The 18,025-nt window shown below is 46.5% G+C and carries 17 protein-coding genes and 2 pseudogenes; 5 read left to right on the forward strand and 14 right to left on the reverse strand.

What is annotated here, in order from left to right; genetic code table 11:
• The first annotated feature begins 126 nt into the window (after nt 1–126).
• On the forward strand, nt 127–687 hold the full coding sequence (gene def, locus FC96_RS02135) for a peptide deformylase (protein WP_054659687.1): 561 nt from the start codon (nt 127–129) through the stop codon (nt 685–687).
• Nucleotides 688–757: 70 nt separating this feature from the next.
• Here the strand turns inward: def and FC96_RS02140 are convergent, their stop codons facing one another.
• Nucleotides 758–1,252 carry a hypothetical protein gene (locus FC96_RS02140; protein WP_054659689.1) on the reverse strand — a complete coding sequence of 165 codons (495 nt, stop codon included), beginning with the start codon at nt 1,250–1,252 and terminating at the stop codon, nt 758–760.
• 497 nt (nt 1,253–1,749) lie between these two features.
• Between FC96_RS02140 and FC96_RS02145 the strand changes: the two genes are divergently transcribed.
• The 4 genes and pseudogenes from FC96_RS02145 to tnpA all read left to right on the forward strand — a co-directional run bounded on the left by FC96_RS02145 (nt 1,750) and on the right by tnpA (nt 5,460).
• Nucleotides 1,750–1,968, forward strand: a complete 219-nt coding sequence (locus FC96_RS02145) for a DNA-directed RNA polymerase subunit epsilon (RefSeq protein WP_054659693.1) — start codon at nt 1,750–1,752, stop codon at nt 1,966–1,968.
• A complete protein-coding gene (gene rnjA / locus FC96_RS02150; RefSeq protein ID WP_056941827.1) occupies nt 1,965–3,641 on the forward strand; it encodes a ribonuclease J1 in 1,677 nt (558 codons plus the stop codon). The genes FC96_RS02145 and rnjA overlap by 4 nt, the downstream gene beginning before the upstream one ends.
• A 127-nt stretch (nt 3,642–3,768) precedes the next feature.
• The gene (locus FC96_RS02155; protein ID WP_056941828.1) at nt 3,769–4,725 is read left to right on the forward strand and encodes a diacylglycerol/lipid kinase family protein; all 957 of its coding nucleotides are present in this window, start codon (nt 3,769–3,771) and stop codon (nt 4,723–4,725) included.
• A 208-nt stretch (nt 4,726–4,933) separates the two neighbouring features.
• Nucleotides 4,934–5,460, forward strand: a pseudogene (gene tnpA / locus FC96_RS12665) (IS200/IS605 family transposase).
• Between the two features lie 93 nt (nt 5,461–5,553).
• Here tnpA and FC96_RS02170 read toward each other — a convergent pair.
• The 13 genes and pseudogenes from FC96_RS02170 to murQ form a co-directional block, all read right to left on the reverse strand.
• Complete coding sequence (locus tag FC96_RS02170) at nt 5,554–5,760, reverse strand: hypothetical protein (protein ID WP_056941831.1); 207 nt, start codon at nt 5,758–5,760, stop codon at nt 5,554–5,556.
• Nucleotides 5,761–5,861: 101 nt separating this feature from the next.
• Nucleotides 5,862–6,227: pseudogene (locus FC96_RS13265) on the reverse strand (C40 family peptidase); the annotation flags it as partial.
• Nucleotides 6,228–6,992: 765 nt separating this feature from the next.
• Nucleotides 6,993–7,736, reverse strand: coding sequence for a serine hydrolase (locus FC96_RS02180; protein WP_054659698.1), 744 nt, complete (start codon nt 7,734–7,736; stop codon nt 6,993–6,995).
• Entirely contained in the window at nt 7,733–8,623 is an 891-nt protein-coding gene (locus FC96_RS02185) for a C40 family peptidase (protein ID WP_054659700.1), read from the reverse strand. Before FC96_RS02185 ends, FC96_RS02180 begins: the two co-directional genes overlap by 4 nt.
• Before the next feature lie 8 nt (nt 8,624–8,631).
• On the reverse strand, nt 8,632–9,744 hold the full coding sequence (locus FC96_RS02190; RefSeq protein ID WP_235804700.1) for a mandelate racemase/muconate lactonizing enzyme family protein: 1,113 nt from the start codon (nt 9,742–9,744) through the stop codon (nt 8,632–8,634).
• 85 nt (nt 9,745–9,829) lie between these two features.
• Nucleotides 9,830–10,300, reverse strand: a complete 471-nt coding sequence (locus FC96_RS02195; protein ID WP_056941832.1) for an arginine repressor — start codon at nt 10,298–10,300, stop codon at nt 9,830–9,832.
• Nucleotides 10,301–10,328: 28 nt separating this feature from the next.
• A complete protein-coding gene (locus FC96_RS02200) occupies nt 10,329–11,030 on the reverse strand; it encodes a Crp/Fnr family transcriptional regulator (RefSeq protein WP_056941833.1) in 702 nt (233 codons plus the stop codon).
• Nucleotides 11,031–11,082: 52 nt separating this feature from the next.
• Nucleotides 11,083–12,048: a carbamate kinase gene (arcC, locus tag FC96_RS02205; protein WP_054659708.1), complete on the reverse strand. Its 966-nt coding sequence runs from the start codon at nt 12,046–12,048 to the stop codon at nt 11,083–11,085.
• 60 nt (nt 12,049–12,108) lie between these two features.
• Nucleotides 12,109–13,137: an ornithine carbamoyltransferase gene (gene argF / locus FC96_RS02210; RefSeq protein WP_056941834.1), complete on the reverse strand. Its 1,029-nt coding sequence runs from the start codon at nt 13,135–13,137 to the stop codon at nt 12,109–12,111.
• Nucleotides 13,138–13,160: 23 nt separating this feature from the next.
• Nucleotides 13,161–14,396 carry an arginine deiminase gene (arcA, locus tag FC96_RS02215; RefSeq protein ID WP_056941835.1) on the reverse strand — a complete coding sequence of 412 codons (1,236 nt, stop codon included), beginning with the start codon at nt 14,394–14,396 and terminating at the stop codon, nt 13,161–13,163.
• Between the two features lie 333 nt (nt 14,397–14,729).
• Complete coding sequence (rbsR, locus tag FC96_RS02220; protein WP_056941836.1) at nt 14,730–15,752, reverse strand: ribose utilization transcriptional repressor RbsR; 1,023 nt, start codon at nt 15,750–15,752, stop codon at nt 14,730–14,732.
• 115 nt (nt 15,753–15,867) lie between these two features.
• Entirely contained in the window at nt 15,868–16,860 is a 993-nt protein-coding gene (locus tag FC96_RS02225; RefSeq protein ID WP_054659710.1) for an aldo/keto reductase, read from the reverse strand.
• An 85-nt stretch (nt 16,861–16,945) separates the two neighbouring features.
• Nucleotides 16,946–17,848, reverse strand: a complete 903-nt coding sequence (murQ, locus tag FC96_RS02230) for an N-acetylmuramic acid 6-phosphate etherase (protein ID WP_056941837.1) — start codon at nt 17,846–17,848, stop codon at nt 16,946–16,948.
• Nucleotides 17,849–18,025: the final 177 nt, after the last annotated feature.

The raw sequence follows: 18,025 nt of genomic DNA on the forward strand, positions 1-18,025 counted from the left end.
TTCCGCGCTACGTCAATAAAAAGAATTTTCTGAAAAAAGATAGTGATTTTTATCACATATTTTGCAGTTTCATTTTTATTTGAAAATATGATAAAATTAATTGATTTTAGTTCGGAGGTCGTTCAAATGATTTTAATGAAAAATATTGTTCGCGACGGTGATCCGGTTCTTCGCCAAGAAGCCGAAAACGTCACTTTCCCACTCTCAGAGTCGGATCGTAAACTAGCCAACGATATGATGGAATACCTCGTCACTAGTCAAGACGAGACACTGGCTAAAAAGTATGGGCTTCGTGCTGGCGTTGGCCTAGCAGCACCACAGGTTGGCGTTTCTAAAATGATGGCCGCGGTCTTGGTACCAGCAGAAACCGAAGGTGGTCAGTCGCCTTTCACCGACGTCATCATTAACCCTGTGATCGTTAGTCACTCCGTTCAAGACGGCGCTTTAACCGAAGGTGAGGGCTGTCTATCAGTTGATGAGGATGTGCCTGGCTTTGTACCACGCCACGATCGGATTACCCTTCGCTATCAAGACGTTGAGGGCGAAACCCACAAAGTGCGCCTAAGGGATTATCCCGCCATCGTCTGCCAACACGAAATTGATCATCTTCACGGCATTTTATTTTACGACCATATCGACCGGGACCATCCTTTTGAAATTAGTGAAGACACCGTCATGTTTGACTAATATGACCCGTCCCTAGAAACGGTCACAAAAAGCCTCCGCAGATTTATCACCTAAATCTGCGGAGGCTTTTTTAGTCCCTTTGATCCACCTTATGTAGATCTTTTAAGTATTCAATCGTCGCTTCATTGACAAGGTAGGCAACACTCATGTGCACCCGGTCACCGTGTTGCCAAATATCGGTAACCAAGAAGGCCGAGCCCCCCGCCGGACTGGCAGTCTTGATGTCGTGATCACTCGCATAATCACTCAACATCCGATTAAGCTGCTGCCGAAAAATCTGGAGTTGCTCACCGCTATTAGTGGGCAATTTGACCACAAATTCAAACGCCATCACCCCGCGGCCCCACCCGTCCGCGACCGTTGTCCGTGATAACAAAACAGTCTGGTCGGAAACAAAGTGGTCGTCCACCAGGCGTTGAAGGGCTGCTCGCATGGCACTTTCAGTTTGTAAAAGAGCCTGTTCATGGGCTCGCCGGGTGGCCCGATTGACGATTCCCCGATGAATGAGGATGTAGATAACAATGGCCACAACAACGGCGATTATAATGGTTAGTTCACGACTCATGATCAGTCCTCCTTTAAAATAATCATACCATGGACTGTGAAAATTAGGTAATGCGATGCGATTGTACCCGGATTCCACAAAACCCACGGTACCGGCAAATCTGAGAAATCAAGTTTAAAAATACCAACGTTGCTGGCAACTGGCTGCGAGTTGCCAACTAAACCGAAACAGGGCCCAATCATTTGAATTCAGAGCGACTTGACGGCCTTTTTGCCCACTTATTACCAACAACTCAGAACTGCACAAAAGACACCTTTGATTGAGTGGGTCAGTAGCGAATGGTTTTGAAAACCTTAAAGCTTGTCGGACCAGGATTTTCAAACCAACCAAGATTATGTCAGCACCGGTTAAACTTATATACAATTTTTAAGCGATATGATAGTATGTAAATAACTGTTGTTGCTTACAACAAGACGTTCGGTTGCAAAAATAGATGATTCATTCTACATGAACTCGAAACGTATTTTTAACTCAGAAAGGATGCTGACTATTTCATCATGATTTTTAAAGTCTACTATCAAGAAGACCAAGTTCGCAACCCCAAACGGGAAACGACTAAGTCCCTTTTTATTAATGCTGACACGGAAGTTCAGGCACGAGCACTCGTGACCGAAAACACCGGTCATAACATTGAATTCATCGAACCGCTTGAGGGGAAGTTCCTTGAATACGAACAACAAAACCCGGACTATAAGTTGACGGAGTTTAATCAATGAAAAAATTGAACGTCAAAAATAATGAGACTGCAATTTTTGGCGTTGGTGGATTAGGCGAAATTGGGAAAAACACTTACGGTATTCAATTCCAAGATGAAATTATTTTAATTGATGCCGGGATTAAATTTCCCGAAGATGACTTACTAGGAATTGATTATGTCATTCCTGATTATCACTATCTTGTAGCGAATAAGGACAAGATCAAGTGTTTGGTTATCACCCATGGACACGAAGATCATATTGGTGGGGTTCCCTACCTATTAAAAGATCTCAACGTCCCCATTTATGCTGGACCACTAGCGTTAGCACTCATTAAAAACAAACTTGACGAACACGGGTTACTTCGGACAGCCGAGCTTCACGAAATTAACGAAGACACGGTGTTGAAGTTCCGGAAAACCAGCGTTGAGTTTTTCCGAACCACCCACTCAATTCCTGATACACTTGGAATTGCTGTTCACACCCCTGCTGGGGTCATCGTCCAAACTGGGGACTTCAAGTTCGATCTGACCCCAGTTACCAATCAGCCGCCTAACCTGCAAAAAATGGCTCGGCTTGGCGAAGAAGGCGTGCTATGCCTCATGGCTGACAGCACCAACGCCGAACGACCCATTTGGACAAAGTCCGAAAAATGGGTCGGTAAGTCAATCCGGAAAATTTTTGATCAAGTAGAAGGCCGAATTATTTTCGCCACTTTCGCCTCAAACATTTCGCGGATTGAAACAGCTTGCGAAACAGCGCTTGCACATGGTCGCAAGATTGCGGTGTTTGGTCGAAGCATGGAAGCTGCCATTGTTAATGGCCGCGAACTTGGCTACTTAAACATTCCGGACGAAGCCTTGATTGACGCCAATGATTTACGTTCACTTCCAGCCGACAAGGTCATGATTTTATGTACCGGTTCTCAAGGTGAACCAATGGCTGCCCTTTCACGGATTGCTAACGGAACTCACCGTCAGATTTCAATTCAACCGAACGATACCGTTGTTTTTTCAAGTAACCCAATCCCTGGTAACACCACCAGTGTTAACCACGTCATTAACGAACTTGAAGAAGCCGGTGCCAAAGTGATCCACGGTAAGGTTAACAATATCCATACGTCTGGTCATGGTGGCCAAGAAGAGCAAAAGTTGATGTTACGGCTAATGAAGCCGAAGTTCTTTATGCCAATTCATGGTGAATACCGGATGTTAAAGATCCATACCGAATTGGCTGAACAATGTGGCGTACCGCTTGACCATTCGTTTATCATGGAAAACGGTGATGTCTTAGCCTTAACCAAAGATACGGCGCGAATTGCTGGGCATTTTACAGCAGGCGATGTTTATATCGATGGTAGTGGAATTGGCGACATTGGAAATGTCGTTTTACGTGACCGCCAACTTCTTTCCGAAGAAGGGTTAGTCGTCGTTGTCGCGACGATCAACCTAAAAGATAAAAACATTCAAGCTGGTCCAGACCTGTTATCCCGCGGATTTGTGTACATGCGCGAGTCTGGCGAACTCCTTAATGAAGGGCGCCGCCTCGTCTTTTCAACAATCCGGCGGGCCATGCGATCGAAAAAGGCGAATGAAGCTTCAATTCGCAATGCCATCATCGATGACTTGCAGAATTTCTTATTTGAAAAAACAGAACGTCATCCCATGATTTTACCAATGTTGATCATGGACTAGACGACAAAAACGGTCTCAAAATTTCTATATTTGAGGTCGTTTTTTTATTTTTGCGCAAAGCATGTAGCCCGCACCAAAAAAATTCGCTATAATGATTAGGTATGATTTTTAGGAAAGGAGCCATTGGGTGGCTGTGAAATACTATGTTATTTTAAATGACCACGCGGGTGCGGGCCGTGCTAAAGCAGTGTGGCCGGCTATTGAAGAACAGTTAAACCAGCGAAACGTTACTTTTGAGCTCGGTCGGTCCCAATACGCTGGGCACAGCATCCTACTCGCTCATCAATTTGCTAAGAACCACGCCAGTGATCCGGCTAATTGGGTCGTTTTGGCTGTAGGTGGCGATGGCACGCTCCATCAAGTATTAAATGGCTTGAATGATGCCCATTTAACCACCCCCATCCCCGTTGCCTATTTACCCGTCGGTTCTGGTAATGACTTTGCACGAGGCCTAAAAATGGCTAATAGTTGGCGACCGGCCTTAAACCAGATTCTGGACTGCACTGCCGCCAATTGGTTAACCATTGGCCAGTATCGCGACACAATCAAACAGTCTAGCTCGGTCTTTACTAATAACGTTGGGATCGGGCTCGATGCGGCCATCGTAGCGGCCGCTAATAGCTCTCGCTTGAAAGTCTTTTTAAACCGGATTCACATGGGGAAATTAGCCTACCTCTTCTCTTTTATCAACGTTGTTTATAATCAACAAGGCTTCCCGCTTACGGTCCACGTCAATGGCCACCGGGATATTTATTCAAAAGCGTTTCTCGTTACGGTGTCAAACCACCCTTATTTTGGCGGTGGTATCAATATTCTTCCCCCCGCCTCGGTGAGCGACGCTAACCTTGATTTGATTGTGGTCGAAAAACCAAACCTATTTAAAATGATTGGAATCGCCCTGATGATTGCGTTGGGGCGCCATCTTAAAATGAAATCAGTTCACCACTATCATGCTGCTAAAATTCACCTCATTGCCCCTAGCATCGAGTACGGTCAAATTGACGGCGAAGAACTGGGCGGTAAGTACTGGGATGCTTACTTTGAAATCACACAATATCCATTCTGGATTGATCCCACCATTTAATATAATCACCACCACAAAAAAGCGATCAGCTAAACTGATCGCTTTTTTTAGTCGTATTGTCTTTAGACCGAGTTGAGCTCGCAAAGCGTGCGAAACAAAAACCCACCCGCTATGCGGGCGGATGGCAAATTTGTTAGACAAAAAATCCCCCAATCGGCATAGAATGTAGGTGTCGAAGCCAACATAAAATTCGAAGGGGGAAACTTTCATGGCGAATAAGCTCAATAGTCTCGCGCACACTAAATGGTTGTGCAAGTACCATATCGTATTTACTCCAAAGTATAGGAGAAAAGTAATTTACAATCAATACCGCAAAGATTTACAGGCGGTGATAAAACTCCTTTGTAAGTATAAAGGAGTTCAAATAATTTAAGGTCACATGATGCCAGATCACGTGCATCTGTAAACATTCCGCCGAAGTTAAGCGTCTCAAGCTTCATGGGATATCTAAAAGACAAGAGTGCCCTGATGATGTTTGAAAGACATGCGAATTTGAAGTATCGATTTGGCAATAGACACTTTTGGGCTGAGGGGGACTATGTGAGCACTGTCGGACCTAATGAAGCAACCATCACAAAATATATTCGCGACCAAGAAAAGCATGACATGGCTGTTGATAAGTTAAGCGTCAAAGAGTACGAAGACCCCTTTAGGGTCCAAGCAAGTAATACGATAAAGCGGTGGGCAACAGTGGTAAGTGCAGTTGGCTTTGACACACAAAAACCAGCGCCTTGAGACGCTGGCAAGTACATAGGGCTTATAGCCCTAGAGCAAACCACCCGTTTTACGGGTGGTTATGATTCCATCCAAAATTAATAAAACCAACCGCTAATCTTCGGAAGCCTCCATGGCTTCCAAGATCATTTGTAACTGATCGCATTTCCGACTCAGTAACTGCATTTGAAACCCAAATTCTGGTTGGATAACCACGGTGTCCGCAGTTTTCTTGATTCGTTTACATTCGGTCGTTTTTAAAGCATCTAGCGCTGTGGAAGCATCTTGCAATTCCGCAACAATCTCTGAGCGATTACTCATTTCAACACCCCGTCTAGCATCATAATTGTGACTCTCATTATGAGAACAAAACGTATTCTACAACCTTTTGGGCCGTTTGTTAACCCTTTTGATAAACTTTTTTACGCGTCAGTAACCGTCCCAGCGAAACTAGGCATAAAGTACTGACTAATCGTTTCAATTTCAACGTTTTGACCCGGTTGAGGCGCCGCGACATACTGGTTATTGCCAATGTAAATCGCATCATGATACGTGGCCCCTTCTTGACCCCAGAATAAAATATCACCGGGTTGGGCATCTGCTACACTGTGCGTTGAAACCGCCTTTTCCTGGGACACTGTGCTGTGTGCCAGACTAATACCAGCCGCATGACCATATACGTACGACACCAACCCAGAACAGTCCATGCCACTTAATGAAGCGCCACCCCAAACGTACGGAATCTTCATCCCCGCTAATTTGACAGCCAATCCTGTCACTGATGTGGTCGAGTTCGCAATGACCGCATCGGCCTTTGTCGTCGTTGCCTTCTTCTTAGAAACCGACTGCTTCAGAGGCTTAACGACCGATCCCGACTTCTGAGCCGCGCTAGCGCGAACCGCTAATTTTTCACCCGGGTAAATGAAATTAGACTTTAATCCATTCCAGCTCTTCAACTGATTAATGGTTACACCATATTTAGAACTGATCCGAGAAAGCGAGTCGCCCGATCGGACCGTATATGTAGTGCCTGTTGTGCGGGTTGTTGCGGTCGTCGCTTTAACCGACCGAACGACCTGCTTAGTAGTACCCGCTGCCTTAGCCTTAGCTGACTTGGTGCCAAGCGGCGCCGTCGTTCGCCCTGGTAAAACGATCTTTTGACCAGCAAAGATCTGGTCAACGCCCGCTTTAGTTTGCTTAATATGATTTAACTGTTCCAATGTTTTGATGGTCACACCATACTTGTTGGCGATTCCCCACATTGAATCTCCAGATTTAACGGTTATGGTCTTGGCACTGGCAGATAGACCACCTGCTACCATTAGACCGGCTGCCCCGATAAGCCCAGCCGTTGCAGCTTTAACAGCTGTCTGTCGTTTTCCCAAATCAAACCACTCCTTCGTATGTCTCCATATCAAATATCGCGTTTTAAAATGATACAAGTTCATATTAACACATTTTCCAAAAATGGCCCCACAAAACGTTAAGTTTTTCTTGCGAATACAGCAAAAAACTAAAAATAACCATAAAAAAAAGTAGCCGGTTTTCACCGACTACTGCGTCATTTCTTGCCAAATTAACTGACCAATTGATTGGATAAACGCTAATGCTTGCTGACGTCCCGGGATTCCAGCAGTTAGGACGGCCACGGTTACCACCTGACTGTCCGTCTCAAACCAGGCAACATCGTGATCGATGTTTGGACCTTCACCCGTTTTATTGGCAACCTTAACGGCCGTATCAAGCTCATCGAAGACCCCGGGCAACTTATAGCGAAATTGTTGGTTAAAAAACCATGATCGGACAACTGGATAACGCGTCAATAAATGAACTAACAGCCGTTCTGACTCCGCCGCACTAACCGTGTTCTCGCGGCCCTGTTTTAAGGCGCCCACATCCATTAACCGGCGATTCAAACCCGTTTCATGATAACCATTCCGGCCTAGCCAGTCGTTAATGGTCGCCATTCCAAGGTAGTCAATCAATAGATTTGCTGCGGTATTATCCGAAACACTAATCATTAACGCTGCAACATCCCGCAATGAATAGGTACCTGACCCCAATTCTTGTAAGACACCCGCACCACCCACGACTCCCTGGGACGCTAACCGAATCGGTTTCGCCATGTCTTCTTCTTGATCCATGAGCGTTGCCAATATAGCAAGCTTAATAATCGAAGCTGCTGGGAATAATTGACGAGCACGGTGAGCAAAAATGGTTTGATCAGCGACTTTGACAATTAATCCCACATGATCACTCATCGGGGCCACTAAGGTTTCAAACGCCGTTGTCTTCATGCCCGCCAGTACCTCCGAGCGCCGACGTATTCTGGTGCATACCGTAGCTCAGTCAAGGTCGCAATGTCCACTTGTTTCCCTAATGTCCGGGATTGAATCATCTGACCATGACCAATATACATGCCAACGTGGTGAATCCGACCGTGCCCATGTTCGTATGCAAAAAATAGTAGATCCCCGGGCTGGAGATTTTCAGCCGCAACGGGTTGACCATTATAGTACTGATCATCCGCATCACGTGGTAATTCGAATCCCAAAACGCGGTGAAGGGTGTAAACAAAGCCAGAGCAATCAAAACCGTACGCGCTAATTCCGCCCCACAAATAGCGAAGGCCCAAGAATTGACGCCCCATTGCTACCAACCGTTCATTCATTGCTAGATCAGCAAACGGCATGGCAATGCTTTCTTTATCGATATAGCCCGGCCCAAGCGGCGTGGCCACTTTAACCGCGTCCGCCGTTATATCAAGCTGGCTAAATCGCGTTCCCATTGAGACCGTTAGTAACGGATCGTGATGGTCATCAAATAACGTTGTTAATGGGCTCGCCACCGTGACCTGAGTTGTCGTCACAGCATCTGGTGCAATTTCGGTCAAAAGCGCCGTTTTAACCCAGCCAGGATAACCGCGAACATCTGAGTCATCAGCCTGCGACGGCACCACAATTTCAGACCAGTCGCCAGCCTCCGAAAGCACCAACACCTCATCATTAAACAGGACTTGCGTGGCAATCCGGTTGCCATCTCCCAATGTAATGCTGTCCGCATCAGACATATCCGCAACCCATTGTTGCACATCGCCCTTCAAAGCGGGCGCATCTATTTCTCGGGGCGCCGTCGAACTAGTCCAGACCGTTGCGACTGGCACCACCACCCGTTTCAATTTCATTTAATCACTCACCTCACTTGATTTGGTTCATATTTAAGACCCAGCCCAGCGGCATCAGGAACCGTAATGACGTTGCCTTCGTTCACGATTCCACCTTGAGCTGGCTGTGATTGAAACATCATCGCGGCATCCAAATCGACGTAGGCGACATTTTGCTTAGCCGCTACTAAATGGGCTGCTGCTGTCACTGACACTTGAGATTCAATCATCGATCCCACCATGCACGGAGTGCCAAAGGATTCTGCAATTGTGTTAATCGTTAAAGCATTGTCTAATCCGCCAGCCTTCATTAGTTTAAGGTTGATAATATCACATCCGCCCATATTTAGCAGGCGCAACGCATCCGCTGGTGAAAAGATGCTCTCGTCCGCCATAATTGGGACCTCGGTGTGTTGTGTCACGTACGCCATTCCAGAGAAATCAGCGGCTGGCACCGGTTGTTCAACCAACTCGAGATTAAGACCTGCGTCAGTCATTTCATTGATTGCCCGCGCAGCAGCTTTTGGATGCCATCCTTGGTTGGCATCCAGTCGTAATCCGATCGCTGGTCCAACTGCCGATCGAATAGCCGCTACGTGTTGCCGGTCGGCCTCTGGCGCCAACGTGCCCACCTTAATTTTCAACGTTTTGAACCCCTGCTTTACTAATCGTGCCGCGTGATTAACCATCTCCGCTTCAGAGCCAACGCTGATGGTATAGTCGGTTTCAAAAGCCGATCGAAACCCACCCAAATAACGCGCAACGGAGACACCATAGTGCTTGGCTAATAAGTCATTAACCGCAATATTAACGCCTGCCTTGGGACTATGATTGCCCACAATGGCCGTTTCAATCGCGCGTTTTACCCGCTCTGGGGCTGTCAATGGCAACCCCACAATCTTCGGGGCAATTGCGGTTTCAATGGCCGTCTTGATGCTTCCCTGAGTATCACCGGTAATTGCAGCCGTCGGTGCAGCCTCACCTAACCCCGTCATACCATCGGAATCAGTCAACACGATGAGGGTCGTTTCAGCGGTTGTCACCGTGCGCAATGCAGTTTTGAACGGTTCCTTCAAAGGAACGGATACGGGGAACAGAGCAACGGATTTAATCGTCAGGGTCACAATCATCTCTTCTTTCATTTTGATGAAATTTTTATGAAAATCGTCTCATTTATTGTAACTCAAAAGACCAGCCACAACAATACGCTGTGACTGGCCTTTTGAGTTACTCCTCTGACAAATCAGGATTTGCATACCTTGCAAAAACTGCCAAAACGGATTCTGCATCAGGCTCGCTTGGACTGATTAAGACAATGGTATCATGCCCAGCTAGCGTGCCAGCGACCGCATCTAAATCTAAGTCGTCAATGATGGCCGCCAACATGTTAGCGTAGCTCGGTAGCGTGTGCACGATCGTAATAAATCTCACGCGCTGATAGTTCGTCACCGTTTCGCTAATGGAGCGATACAGGCGCTGCCGCTCGTTTTGGTTGCCTGCTTTATAAACCATGTAGTGTGACGCCCCAGTAGCGTCTTGTTGCTTCACAATTTGCATCTCCCGAATATCGCGCGAAATAGTGGCTTGCGTGGCCACAATTCCAGCGCTTTTTAACCGGGCCATTAGTTCCTCTTGCGTCGCAATTGAATACTGGTTAATGAGTTGTTCAATTTTGGATTGCCGAACCTCTTTTTTCATGGTGAGCCTCACTTTTCCAACCCGTTCGCTATTGACCGTGCGACATCAAATCATTGGGATCAAACGTGAACATCTTCCGGTGGTACATAATTTTACCTGATTCGACCAGTTGAGCCACAATCTGACCAGCCGTTTCCCTAGTCGTCCCGCTAACACGAGCAAGCTCAATTAGCGTGATTGGGTACGGAATTTTAATGTTGGTCGCCACTGAAGGGACCCCCAATTCCTTGCCAAATATAATCAGCGCTTGCATCACTCTATTGCGGGCACTCGACGTCACCATTCGTTGAAGTCGATCCTCAGTCACGTCAATAATTTGTCCCAGTAGCTTCACCAATCGCGCCATCGTTGCTGGGCAATGACGAACCGCGTCCTCATAGTCGCTCATCGGAAATGAGGCAATAATCAAGGGCGTCATTGCAACCGCATCGTACGGGTACTCCGTCGCTGAAAAAATCCCTCGGTAGGGAAATCCCTTGTCCGGCTTGACATAATTGAGGTAGCCAAAATCGCCCGTTTCGTCGATCCGCTCAAGGCGAACCACCCCATCAATCACATAGTAAAACCGGTCGCGGCCGTCTCCTTGACTAAACAGGACTTGGCCTTTCGGATACTTTCGGACTTGCAAATCAGCCGTTAAATTAGCAAAAGCCGAATCGCTTAGCGTATTGAAGTCATCTTTTTCGCGCAGCAGTGGTCTGTATTGATCAAGCGTTCCTCTGTTGTCCATCAGTCAATGCGAACCCTTCCGTATCATTCTGGTTCCATTATACCGTGTTCAACTAGGACTGGCTAGGGACGGGAGACATTGAAATAATCGTGCCGTCGCCCTTTTCGAGAAACCGGCCAACATTTTCTAATGACGTAATGACCGCCGAACTTTCTGGCCGACTCTCCACAAAGTCAATGGCGGCTTGAACCTTCGGCAACATGCTACCTTTAGCAAACTGATCTTGCGCAATATAGTCCTTCATTTCAGCCACCGAAACAGCCTCTAACCGTTTTTGATCGGGCTGATTGAAATTCACAAAAACATTGTCGACCGCAGTCAGAATAATTAAGAGGTCAGCCCCCACCAACTCGGCTAATTTTTCGGATGCAAAGTCCTTATCAATCACGGCTTCACGCCCAACAAAACGCTGGTTATCGCGAACAACTGGGACGCCACCGCCGCCCACCGTAATTGGGACAATGCCAGCACTCACCAACTGGTTAACAACACTTGCTTCAATCACACCAATTGGTCGCGGAGAAGGAACCACACGCCGATAGCCACGGCCTGCGTCTTCAACAAAAGTTTGCTCGGGATGAGCTGCTTTGATAAGGTCACACTCAGCCTTTGAATAAAACGGCCCAATGGGTTTTGTTGGGGTTATAAACGCCGGATCATCAGGGCTCACTTCAACCTGAGTCACAATTGTGGCCACCTCTGTCTCTAACCCATTTTCGACCAAAACCTCGTTCATTGCGTTTTGGAGCCAGTAGCCAATGCTCCCTTGAGTCATGGCAACTGCTGTATCCAGTGGCATTGGCGGGTTCTTTTCAGTGCTGCCGGCCGCTTGCTGGAGTAGTAAGTTCCCGACTTGCGGTCCGTTTCCGTGAGAGATAATGAGTTGATCGCCTTGTTTGATAAAGGCAACGAGGGTTTTCGCGGTGTCTCGTAGTGCTTGCTGTTGTGCTTGGGCACTCGCATCTTTGGATAGAATCGCGTTGCCGCCAAGTGCGACCACAATCTTTCGGTTTGCCATCCTAATCACCTTCCTATTAAAAACGGGCACATAGTCATCACTATCTGCCCGCAATTGTTGTTAAACCCGTGGAATGAAGAGGTTTCCAAGGGTTGCAGCCATCATCGCTTTGATTGAATGCATCCGGTTTTCAGCTTCTTCAAACTGACGTGCATACTTACTCCGGAAAACTTCATCCGTAACTTCCATTTCGGTTATGCCATATTTTTCTTCAATTTCTTTCCCATATTCAGTTGTTGTATCGTGGAACGCTGGTAGACAATGCATGAAAATTAACTGATCATCAGGCGTACCCGTCTTTTTCATGGCGGCCATATTCACCTGGTAAGGCGTTAATAGCTTAACGCGTTCCTCCCAGTTACTTTCACCCATCGAAACCCAAACGTCTGTATACACCACGTTTGACCCCTTCAAGCCTTCATCGAGATCATCCGTAATTAATAGTTTGGCCCCGGAGTCGGCAGCAAAACCGTTGGCGATATCTTGAACCTCCTGAGTCGGATGAAGTTCCTTAGGGGCCACGATGTGAATGTTAACCCCTAAAATGGCGCCAGTAACCAATAAGGAATTAGCCATATTGTTTCGACCATCACCCATAAAAGTCAACGTGAGACCTTTAATGTGGCCAAAGTTTTCTTTAACCGTCATAAAGTCAGCCAGCATCTGGGTCGGATGCCATTCATCAGTTAGCCCGTTCCAAACCGGAACGCCAGAGTATTGCGCTAACCCTTCGACCGCACGTTGCGAAAAGCCACGGAATTCGATGCCATCAAACATACTACCCAAGACTTTGGCCGTGTCTTCAACTGATTCTTTCTTACCAAGCTGAATATCGTTAGCCCCTAAAAACTCTGGGTGAGCGCCCAAGTCAATCGCAGCCGTTGTAAAGGCCGATCGAGTCCGAGTTGACGTTTTTTCAAACAACAACGCAATGTTTTTACCTTCCAAGTAGTGGTGTGGAACCCCAGCTTTTTTGAGGGCCTTTAAGTGAAGTCCAAAATCAATCAGGTAGCTCAACTCGGCAGCTGTAAAATCCTTTTCGGCCAGTACTGACCGGCCCTGAAAGACACTATTTTTAAAATCAGTCATAATTTTTCTCCTTAAAAATGAATTTAGATGTCCTCGCGAACTAGTGGCATACTCATGCAACGAGGACCACCACGGCCTCTAGATAATTCACTTGACAGCACTTCTAGCACTTTCAAGCCGTGTTCGCGTAATACGCGGTTTGAAACGTAGTTCCGGTTATAAGTCACCACAACGCCGGGAGCAATGGCCAACGTATTTGAGCCATCATTCCACTGCTCACGATCCGCGATTAACGGATCGCCACCACCTGTTGGAATCAAATCAAGATCGTCCAAGTTAAGCGCATTTTTAAGCACTTGCTTCAGATCCGTGTCGTGCTGAAGGTGAAGTTCCCCGTCGTTGCCCTGCGTGATTGTCCACGTATCAATGTAACCACCCTCGCCTAAAATGCCTGGGTGAACCGTAAATTGATCATGATTAATCATTGTAAAAACCGTATCCAAATGCATCATTGCGTGGTTGTGAGGAATCTTAATGGCAATCACTTTTTCAAACGTGCTGCCCTTCGTAAACAGGTTTTGAGCAATGTCTTCAATGGCGTTAGCACTTGTCCGTTCAGAAACCCCGATTGCCAGCACTTGTGGACTCAAGACAAGTTCATCTCCGCCCTCAATTCGGGTTGTGTGGTGACGATCCCGCCAAACGTTGAGTCCCTGGTTCGCAAACCGTGGATGATGTTCAATAATGGTTTCCATAAATAAGGATTCGCGTTGCCGTGCCGGGAAAGTCATGTGATTAATGCTAAGACCATCGCCAATCGAGGCAGCCGGGTCACGGGTGAAGTAAAGGTTTGGCATTGGATCCATGAAAAACGGATAATCTTGCTCCTCTGCCGCACTAACCAAATCACGTGGAATGAAGTCCAACTCGTTCTTTCGAACCCCACCCATAATCTTAACCACCATGTCTTGGGTGCTCATCGAACTTAAGTAATCCTTCAAAACGCCGTGCAGCACCCCAGCCGCGTAGCCAGATTCCGTTAACATCTGGTTTAAAAAGGTCGCTTTAACCTCTGGCCCACCCGCATCGAGGGCTTCAGCCGCTAATTTTTCTAGGTATAAAACTTCAACTTCGTTATCCCGTAACGTGTCAGCAAAGTTATCGTGCTCCTTTTGCGCAATTGGCAGGTAAGGAATGTCATCAAACAGTAACCGTGGCATCATTTCTGGCGTGAAGTTTTCAACCTCAACACCCGGTCGTTTCAGCATCACAACATTTAATTTACCGATTTCTGAAGTTACGTGAATTGGACTTGTCATATGATAACCCTCCTAATCTCTATTTGACACTTCTATCATAGTGCAAAATAAAAATGGTTTCTTGAGAAAGTTATCAACCAAAATGTGAACTATTTCGCATTTTAACCCCGTTTTGAATACGCACCCAGAAAATTTCCAAAAGCATGTATATTCAGTTCGAAATCATTAAATATACTGAATATGATGCATAAAATTTAAAAATTAAATTTTGATTATAAATTTTAAATGCCGTGAATCTGCTGAATTTCGGACATTTAGTCAAACTTTCTTCATCTAAAATTCACAATTCATCCTATTTAAATCTTCAGACAACATAAAATCATCATGAATAATTCAAATTTTTGGTGAATTTGAAATCGTCTGGACACTGTCGCGTTCAATTAATTCTAACGGTAACTGTCGATCCTGATGATCGAGTCTTGGATCATTAATTCGCTCAATCAGAAGCTCTGTTGCGACCCGTCCCATTTCAAAAGCAGGTTGCCGAATCGTGGTGAGTTTGGGAGCGACAAACTGGGCCAAATCAATGTCATCGTACCCCATAATTGACAGATTCTGTGGAATTTTCAACCCCCGTTCGGTTAAACCTCGGTACAGGCCGACCGCCATTTCATCGTTAATGGTAAACACTGCGGTCGGGGCCTTAGCTAAAAGCTTATCGACCGCCTGATACCCGCCCAATTTAGTCATTTCCGTTTCGATGATCATATCATCTGCCAAGTTCAACTGATACTGCCGCATCACTGACCGGAACCCACTAATTCGTTGCTGAATGTTCTTAGTTGGATTTTCGCCAATTAGTAGTGCTATCCGACGATGGCCGCTTTGTAACAGGTAATTTGCCGCCATTTGCCCACCTTTGTAGTCGTCAACCCACACCCGATCACCCACTTGAGCATCGTTTTGATCAAATAACAGGTATGGAATGCCATTTCTGGTTAAAATCCGGTCAATATCGTTCGCATCTAACGTTGCACTGGCAATAATTAACCCGTTGGCCGCCCGTTTGATAAGTTCCTCCAGATATAGATCTTGAAGTTCAAGGTTATGGTTTGCATCAAAAATAATGGGAACGAACTGATGGGCCTGGGCCGCCTTCTGAATTCCTTTAATAAACATACTAAAAAAGGGATTAGCTAAATTAGGGATGAGGACCCCAATCGTTTGAGTGGACCGCATAATCAGATTGCGAGCGTTATAGTCTGGGACATATCCCAGCTGCTCCTGTAAGTTTTGGACTCGAGCTCGAGTATCGCTACTAAATCGATCCCCTTTACCGTTTAAAATTTGTGAGACGGTCGTCACCGAAACCCCAGCGGCTTCTGCGAGGTCTCGAATGGTTACTTTTCGTGTCACGAGTTCCCCCCTATCGGCAAGCCTGAATTAGTTTAGACCCATCACTTGGATCATCAGACTACCGTAAAACAAAAAATCCCCATTCCACCAAGTTGATGAAACAGGGAATGTCAGCCTAGGCGTTTAGAATGGATTCAATCCGCTCTAATTCGTCAGTCGTAAAGCTGGTATTTTGAACTGCTTGTAAGTTATCTTGCAAATGTTTCACTTTCGAAGCCCCCGTGACAACGGAAACCACCACCGGATCCTTGAGCAGCCAAGCCAACGCCATTTGAGCAAGGCTCTGATTTCGGCCTTGTGCAACTTCGTTTAAAGCATTTAGCTTCTCAACCAACTTGGCCCGCCCTTGATCCATGACGTCGGTGCTACTCCAATGGATTTGAAAATCTTCTGGAATACCACCGAGGTAGCGATCCGTCAACAAACCTTCCGCAAGCGGCCCGTAGGCAACCATTCCAACGTTATTGGCTTTCAACGTGTCTAACACGCCATCTCGTTCAATATCCCGGTTCAACATGTTATAGGACAATTGGTTTAACACAAAAGGCGTATGCAATTCTTTAAAGACTTTTAGGACCGCCTTTGTTTGGGCATCAGTGTAATTTGAGATTCCAATGTATAACGCTTTGCCTGAACGAACAATGCTATCCAATGCTTCGGCAGTTTCTTCGGGATCCGTTTCGGGATCAAAACGGTGGCTATAAAAGATGTCAACGTAGTCTAACCCCATCCGTTTCAAACTACCGTCAATCGCGTTGATCAATGTTTTACGCGAACTCATTTCGCCGTACGGCCCTGGCCACATGTGAAAGCCCGCCTTAGTGGTAATGACGAGCTCGTCACGGTAAGGCTTTAAGTTGGCTTGATAAACTTGGCCAAACATCCGCTCAGCAGCACCTGATTCTGGCCCGTAATTATAAGCAAGGTCGTAACTAAAAATACCGTTATCAAAAGCATTTAAAATAATCTCTTGACTGTCCGCAAAGTTGGCGTCGTCGCCAAAACTATGCCACATGCCCAAAGATACAGCGGGAAGTTGCAATCCTTTGTTCCCCGCCCGCCGAACTGGCATCCGCCCATCGTACCGGTTTTCATCAGCTTTGTACAAATTCAATTCCTCTTCTCTCTTAAATCTCAGTTTCCACCATTAATTCTATAAGTGAAAACAACCCGCGTCAACCTTTACCCTCGGCTTATTTCGACCCTAAATTAACAGCGGCCGCCACATGCCCATCGGACTGGTCCAAAAGCGCTTTTGCCTCTGCAATCGTCCCCTTCGTCTCAATCAACACAATGGCGAGTGGCACGTTGTTATTAGCACGTTCTAGCGCTCGCTCTGCAGCTAACTCGGACGTTTGAGTAGCGGCCGCGATGATCCGCTTTGCTCGTCGCAGCGTTTTCTCGTTAGTTGGCACGACACTGATCATCAGGTTTTGGTAAATTTTGCCAGACCGAATCATGATTCCGCTTGACAGCATGTTCAACACCATCTTTTGAGCGGTACCCGCCTTCATTAAGGTTGCCCCAGTCACGACTTCCGGCCCAACAATTGGCGAAATTGTCACGTCCGCATTTTGTTCCAATGGACTGTCATTGACACAGGTAACCGCAATGCTTAATGCGCCAACCTGATGGCTGTAGCCTAAGGCAGCCACCGTGTACGGCGTCGCGCCACTGGCTGCGATGCCGATCACAATATCCTGTTGCGTCAACGCCACTTTTTTCAGGTCGTTAACAGCTAAATCAGCGGAATCTTCAACGCCTTCAAGCGTGTGAAACATAGCCTCCGGACCTCCCGCAATAATGCCAAACGTTTGCGATTCTTCCAGACCGTACGTTGGCCGGAGTTCAGTAGCATCCAACACGCCTAACCGGCCCGATGTCCCAGCGCCAATGTAGATTAACCGGCCGCCAGAATCAAATCGGCGAGTTGCCAAATCAATTGCCTTTGCAATTTGAGGCAGTTCCTTTTGAATGGCCCGGCCGACCCGCTGGTCTTCACGGTTAATAATATCAACCATTTCCTGCGTTTCTACCCGATCGATATGGGTGGAATGGCGGTTGCGTTGTTCCGTCAGCAAATCTTCAAAATTCATGGGTCACCCTCCAATTAAATCGCTTAACGACTAGCCAAAGGTTGATAGTTATCCTATGGTATCGCTTTCATTTCTCCTATACAGGTATATCATGTTTCACTTCGGATTTCAATTTAAAGGTGAAATTCTTCCTCGTTTTCAGTAAAAAATAAGAAAAGGGCCCCTAAATTCGGGGCC

Origin of the sequence: Secundilactobacillus kimchicus JCM 15530 (genome assembly GCF_001433995.1) — a bacterium.
GTDB lineage: Bacteria > Bacillota > Bacilli > Lactobacillales > Lactobacillaceae > Secundilactobacillus > Secundilactobacillus kimchicus.

Bases quoted from the DNA above. Each gene is read 5' to 3' on its own strand.
- FC96_RS02180 (WP_054659698.1), bottom strand. From the start codon at position 7,736: ATGAAGACAACGGCGTTTGAAACCTTAGTGGCCCCGATGAGTGATCAT.
- FC96_RS02145 (WP_054659693.1), top strand. From the start codon at position 1,750: ATGATTTTTAAAGTCTACTATCAAGAAGACCAAGTTCGCAACCCCAAA.
- FC96_RS02185 (WP_054659700.1), bottom strand. From the start codon at position 8,623: ATGAAATTGAAACGGGTGGTGGTGCCAGTCGCAACGGTCTGGACTAGT.
- arcC (WP_054659708.1), bottom strand. From the start codon at position 12,048: ATGGCAAACCGAAAGATTGTGGTCGCACTTGGCGGCAACGCGATTCTA.
- FC96_RS02190 (WP_235804700.1), bottom strand. From the start codon at position 9,744: ATGAAAGAAGAGATGATTGTGACCCTGACGATTAAATCCGTTGCTCTG.
- FC96_RS02200 (WP_056941833.1), bottom strand. From the start codon at position 11,030: ATGGACAACAGAGGAACGCTTGATCAATACAGACCACTGCTGCGCGAA.
- def (WP_054659687.1), top strand. From the start codon at position 127: ATGATTTTAATGAAAAATATTGTTCGCGACGGTGATCCGGTTCTTCGC.
- arcA (WP_056941835.1), bottom strand. From the start codon at position 14,396: ATGACAAGTCCAATTCACGTAACTTCAGAAATCGGTAAATTAAATGTT.
- rnjA (WP_056941827.1), top strand. From the start codon at position 1,965: ATGAAAAAATTGAACGTCAAAAATAATGAGACTGCAATTTTTGGCGTT.
- argF (WP_056941834.1), bottom strand. From the start codon at position 13,137: ATGACTGATTTTAAAAATAGTGTCTTTCAGGGCCGGTCAGTACTGGCC.
- murQ (WP_056941837.1), bottom strand. From the start codon at position 17,848: ATGAATTTTGAAGATTTGCTGACGGAACAACGCAACCGCCATTCCACC.
- FC96_RS02170 (WP_056941831.1), bottom strand. From the start codon at position 5,760: ATGAGTAATCGCTCAGAGATTGTTGCGGAATTGCAAGATGCTTCCACA.
- FC96_RS02195 (WP_056941832.1), bottom strand. From the start codon at position 10,300: ATGAAAAAAGAGGTTCGGCAATCCAAAATTGAACAACTCATTAACCAG.
- FC96_RS02140 (WP_054659689.1), bottom strand. From the start codon at position 1,252: ATGAGTCGTGAACTAACCATTATAATCGCCGTTGTTGTGGCCATTGTT.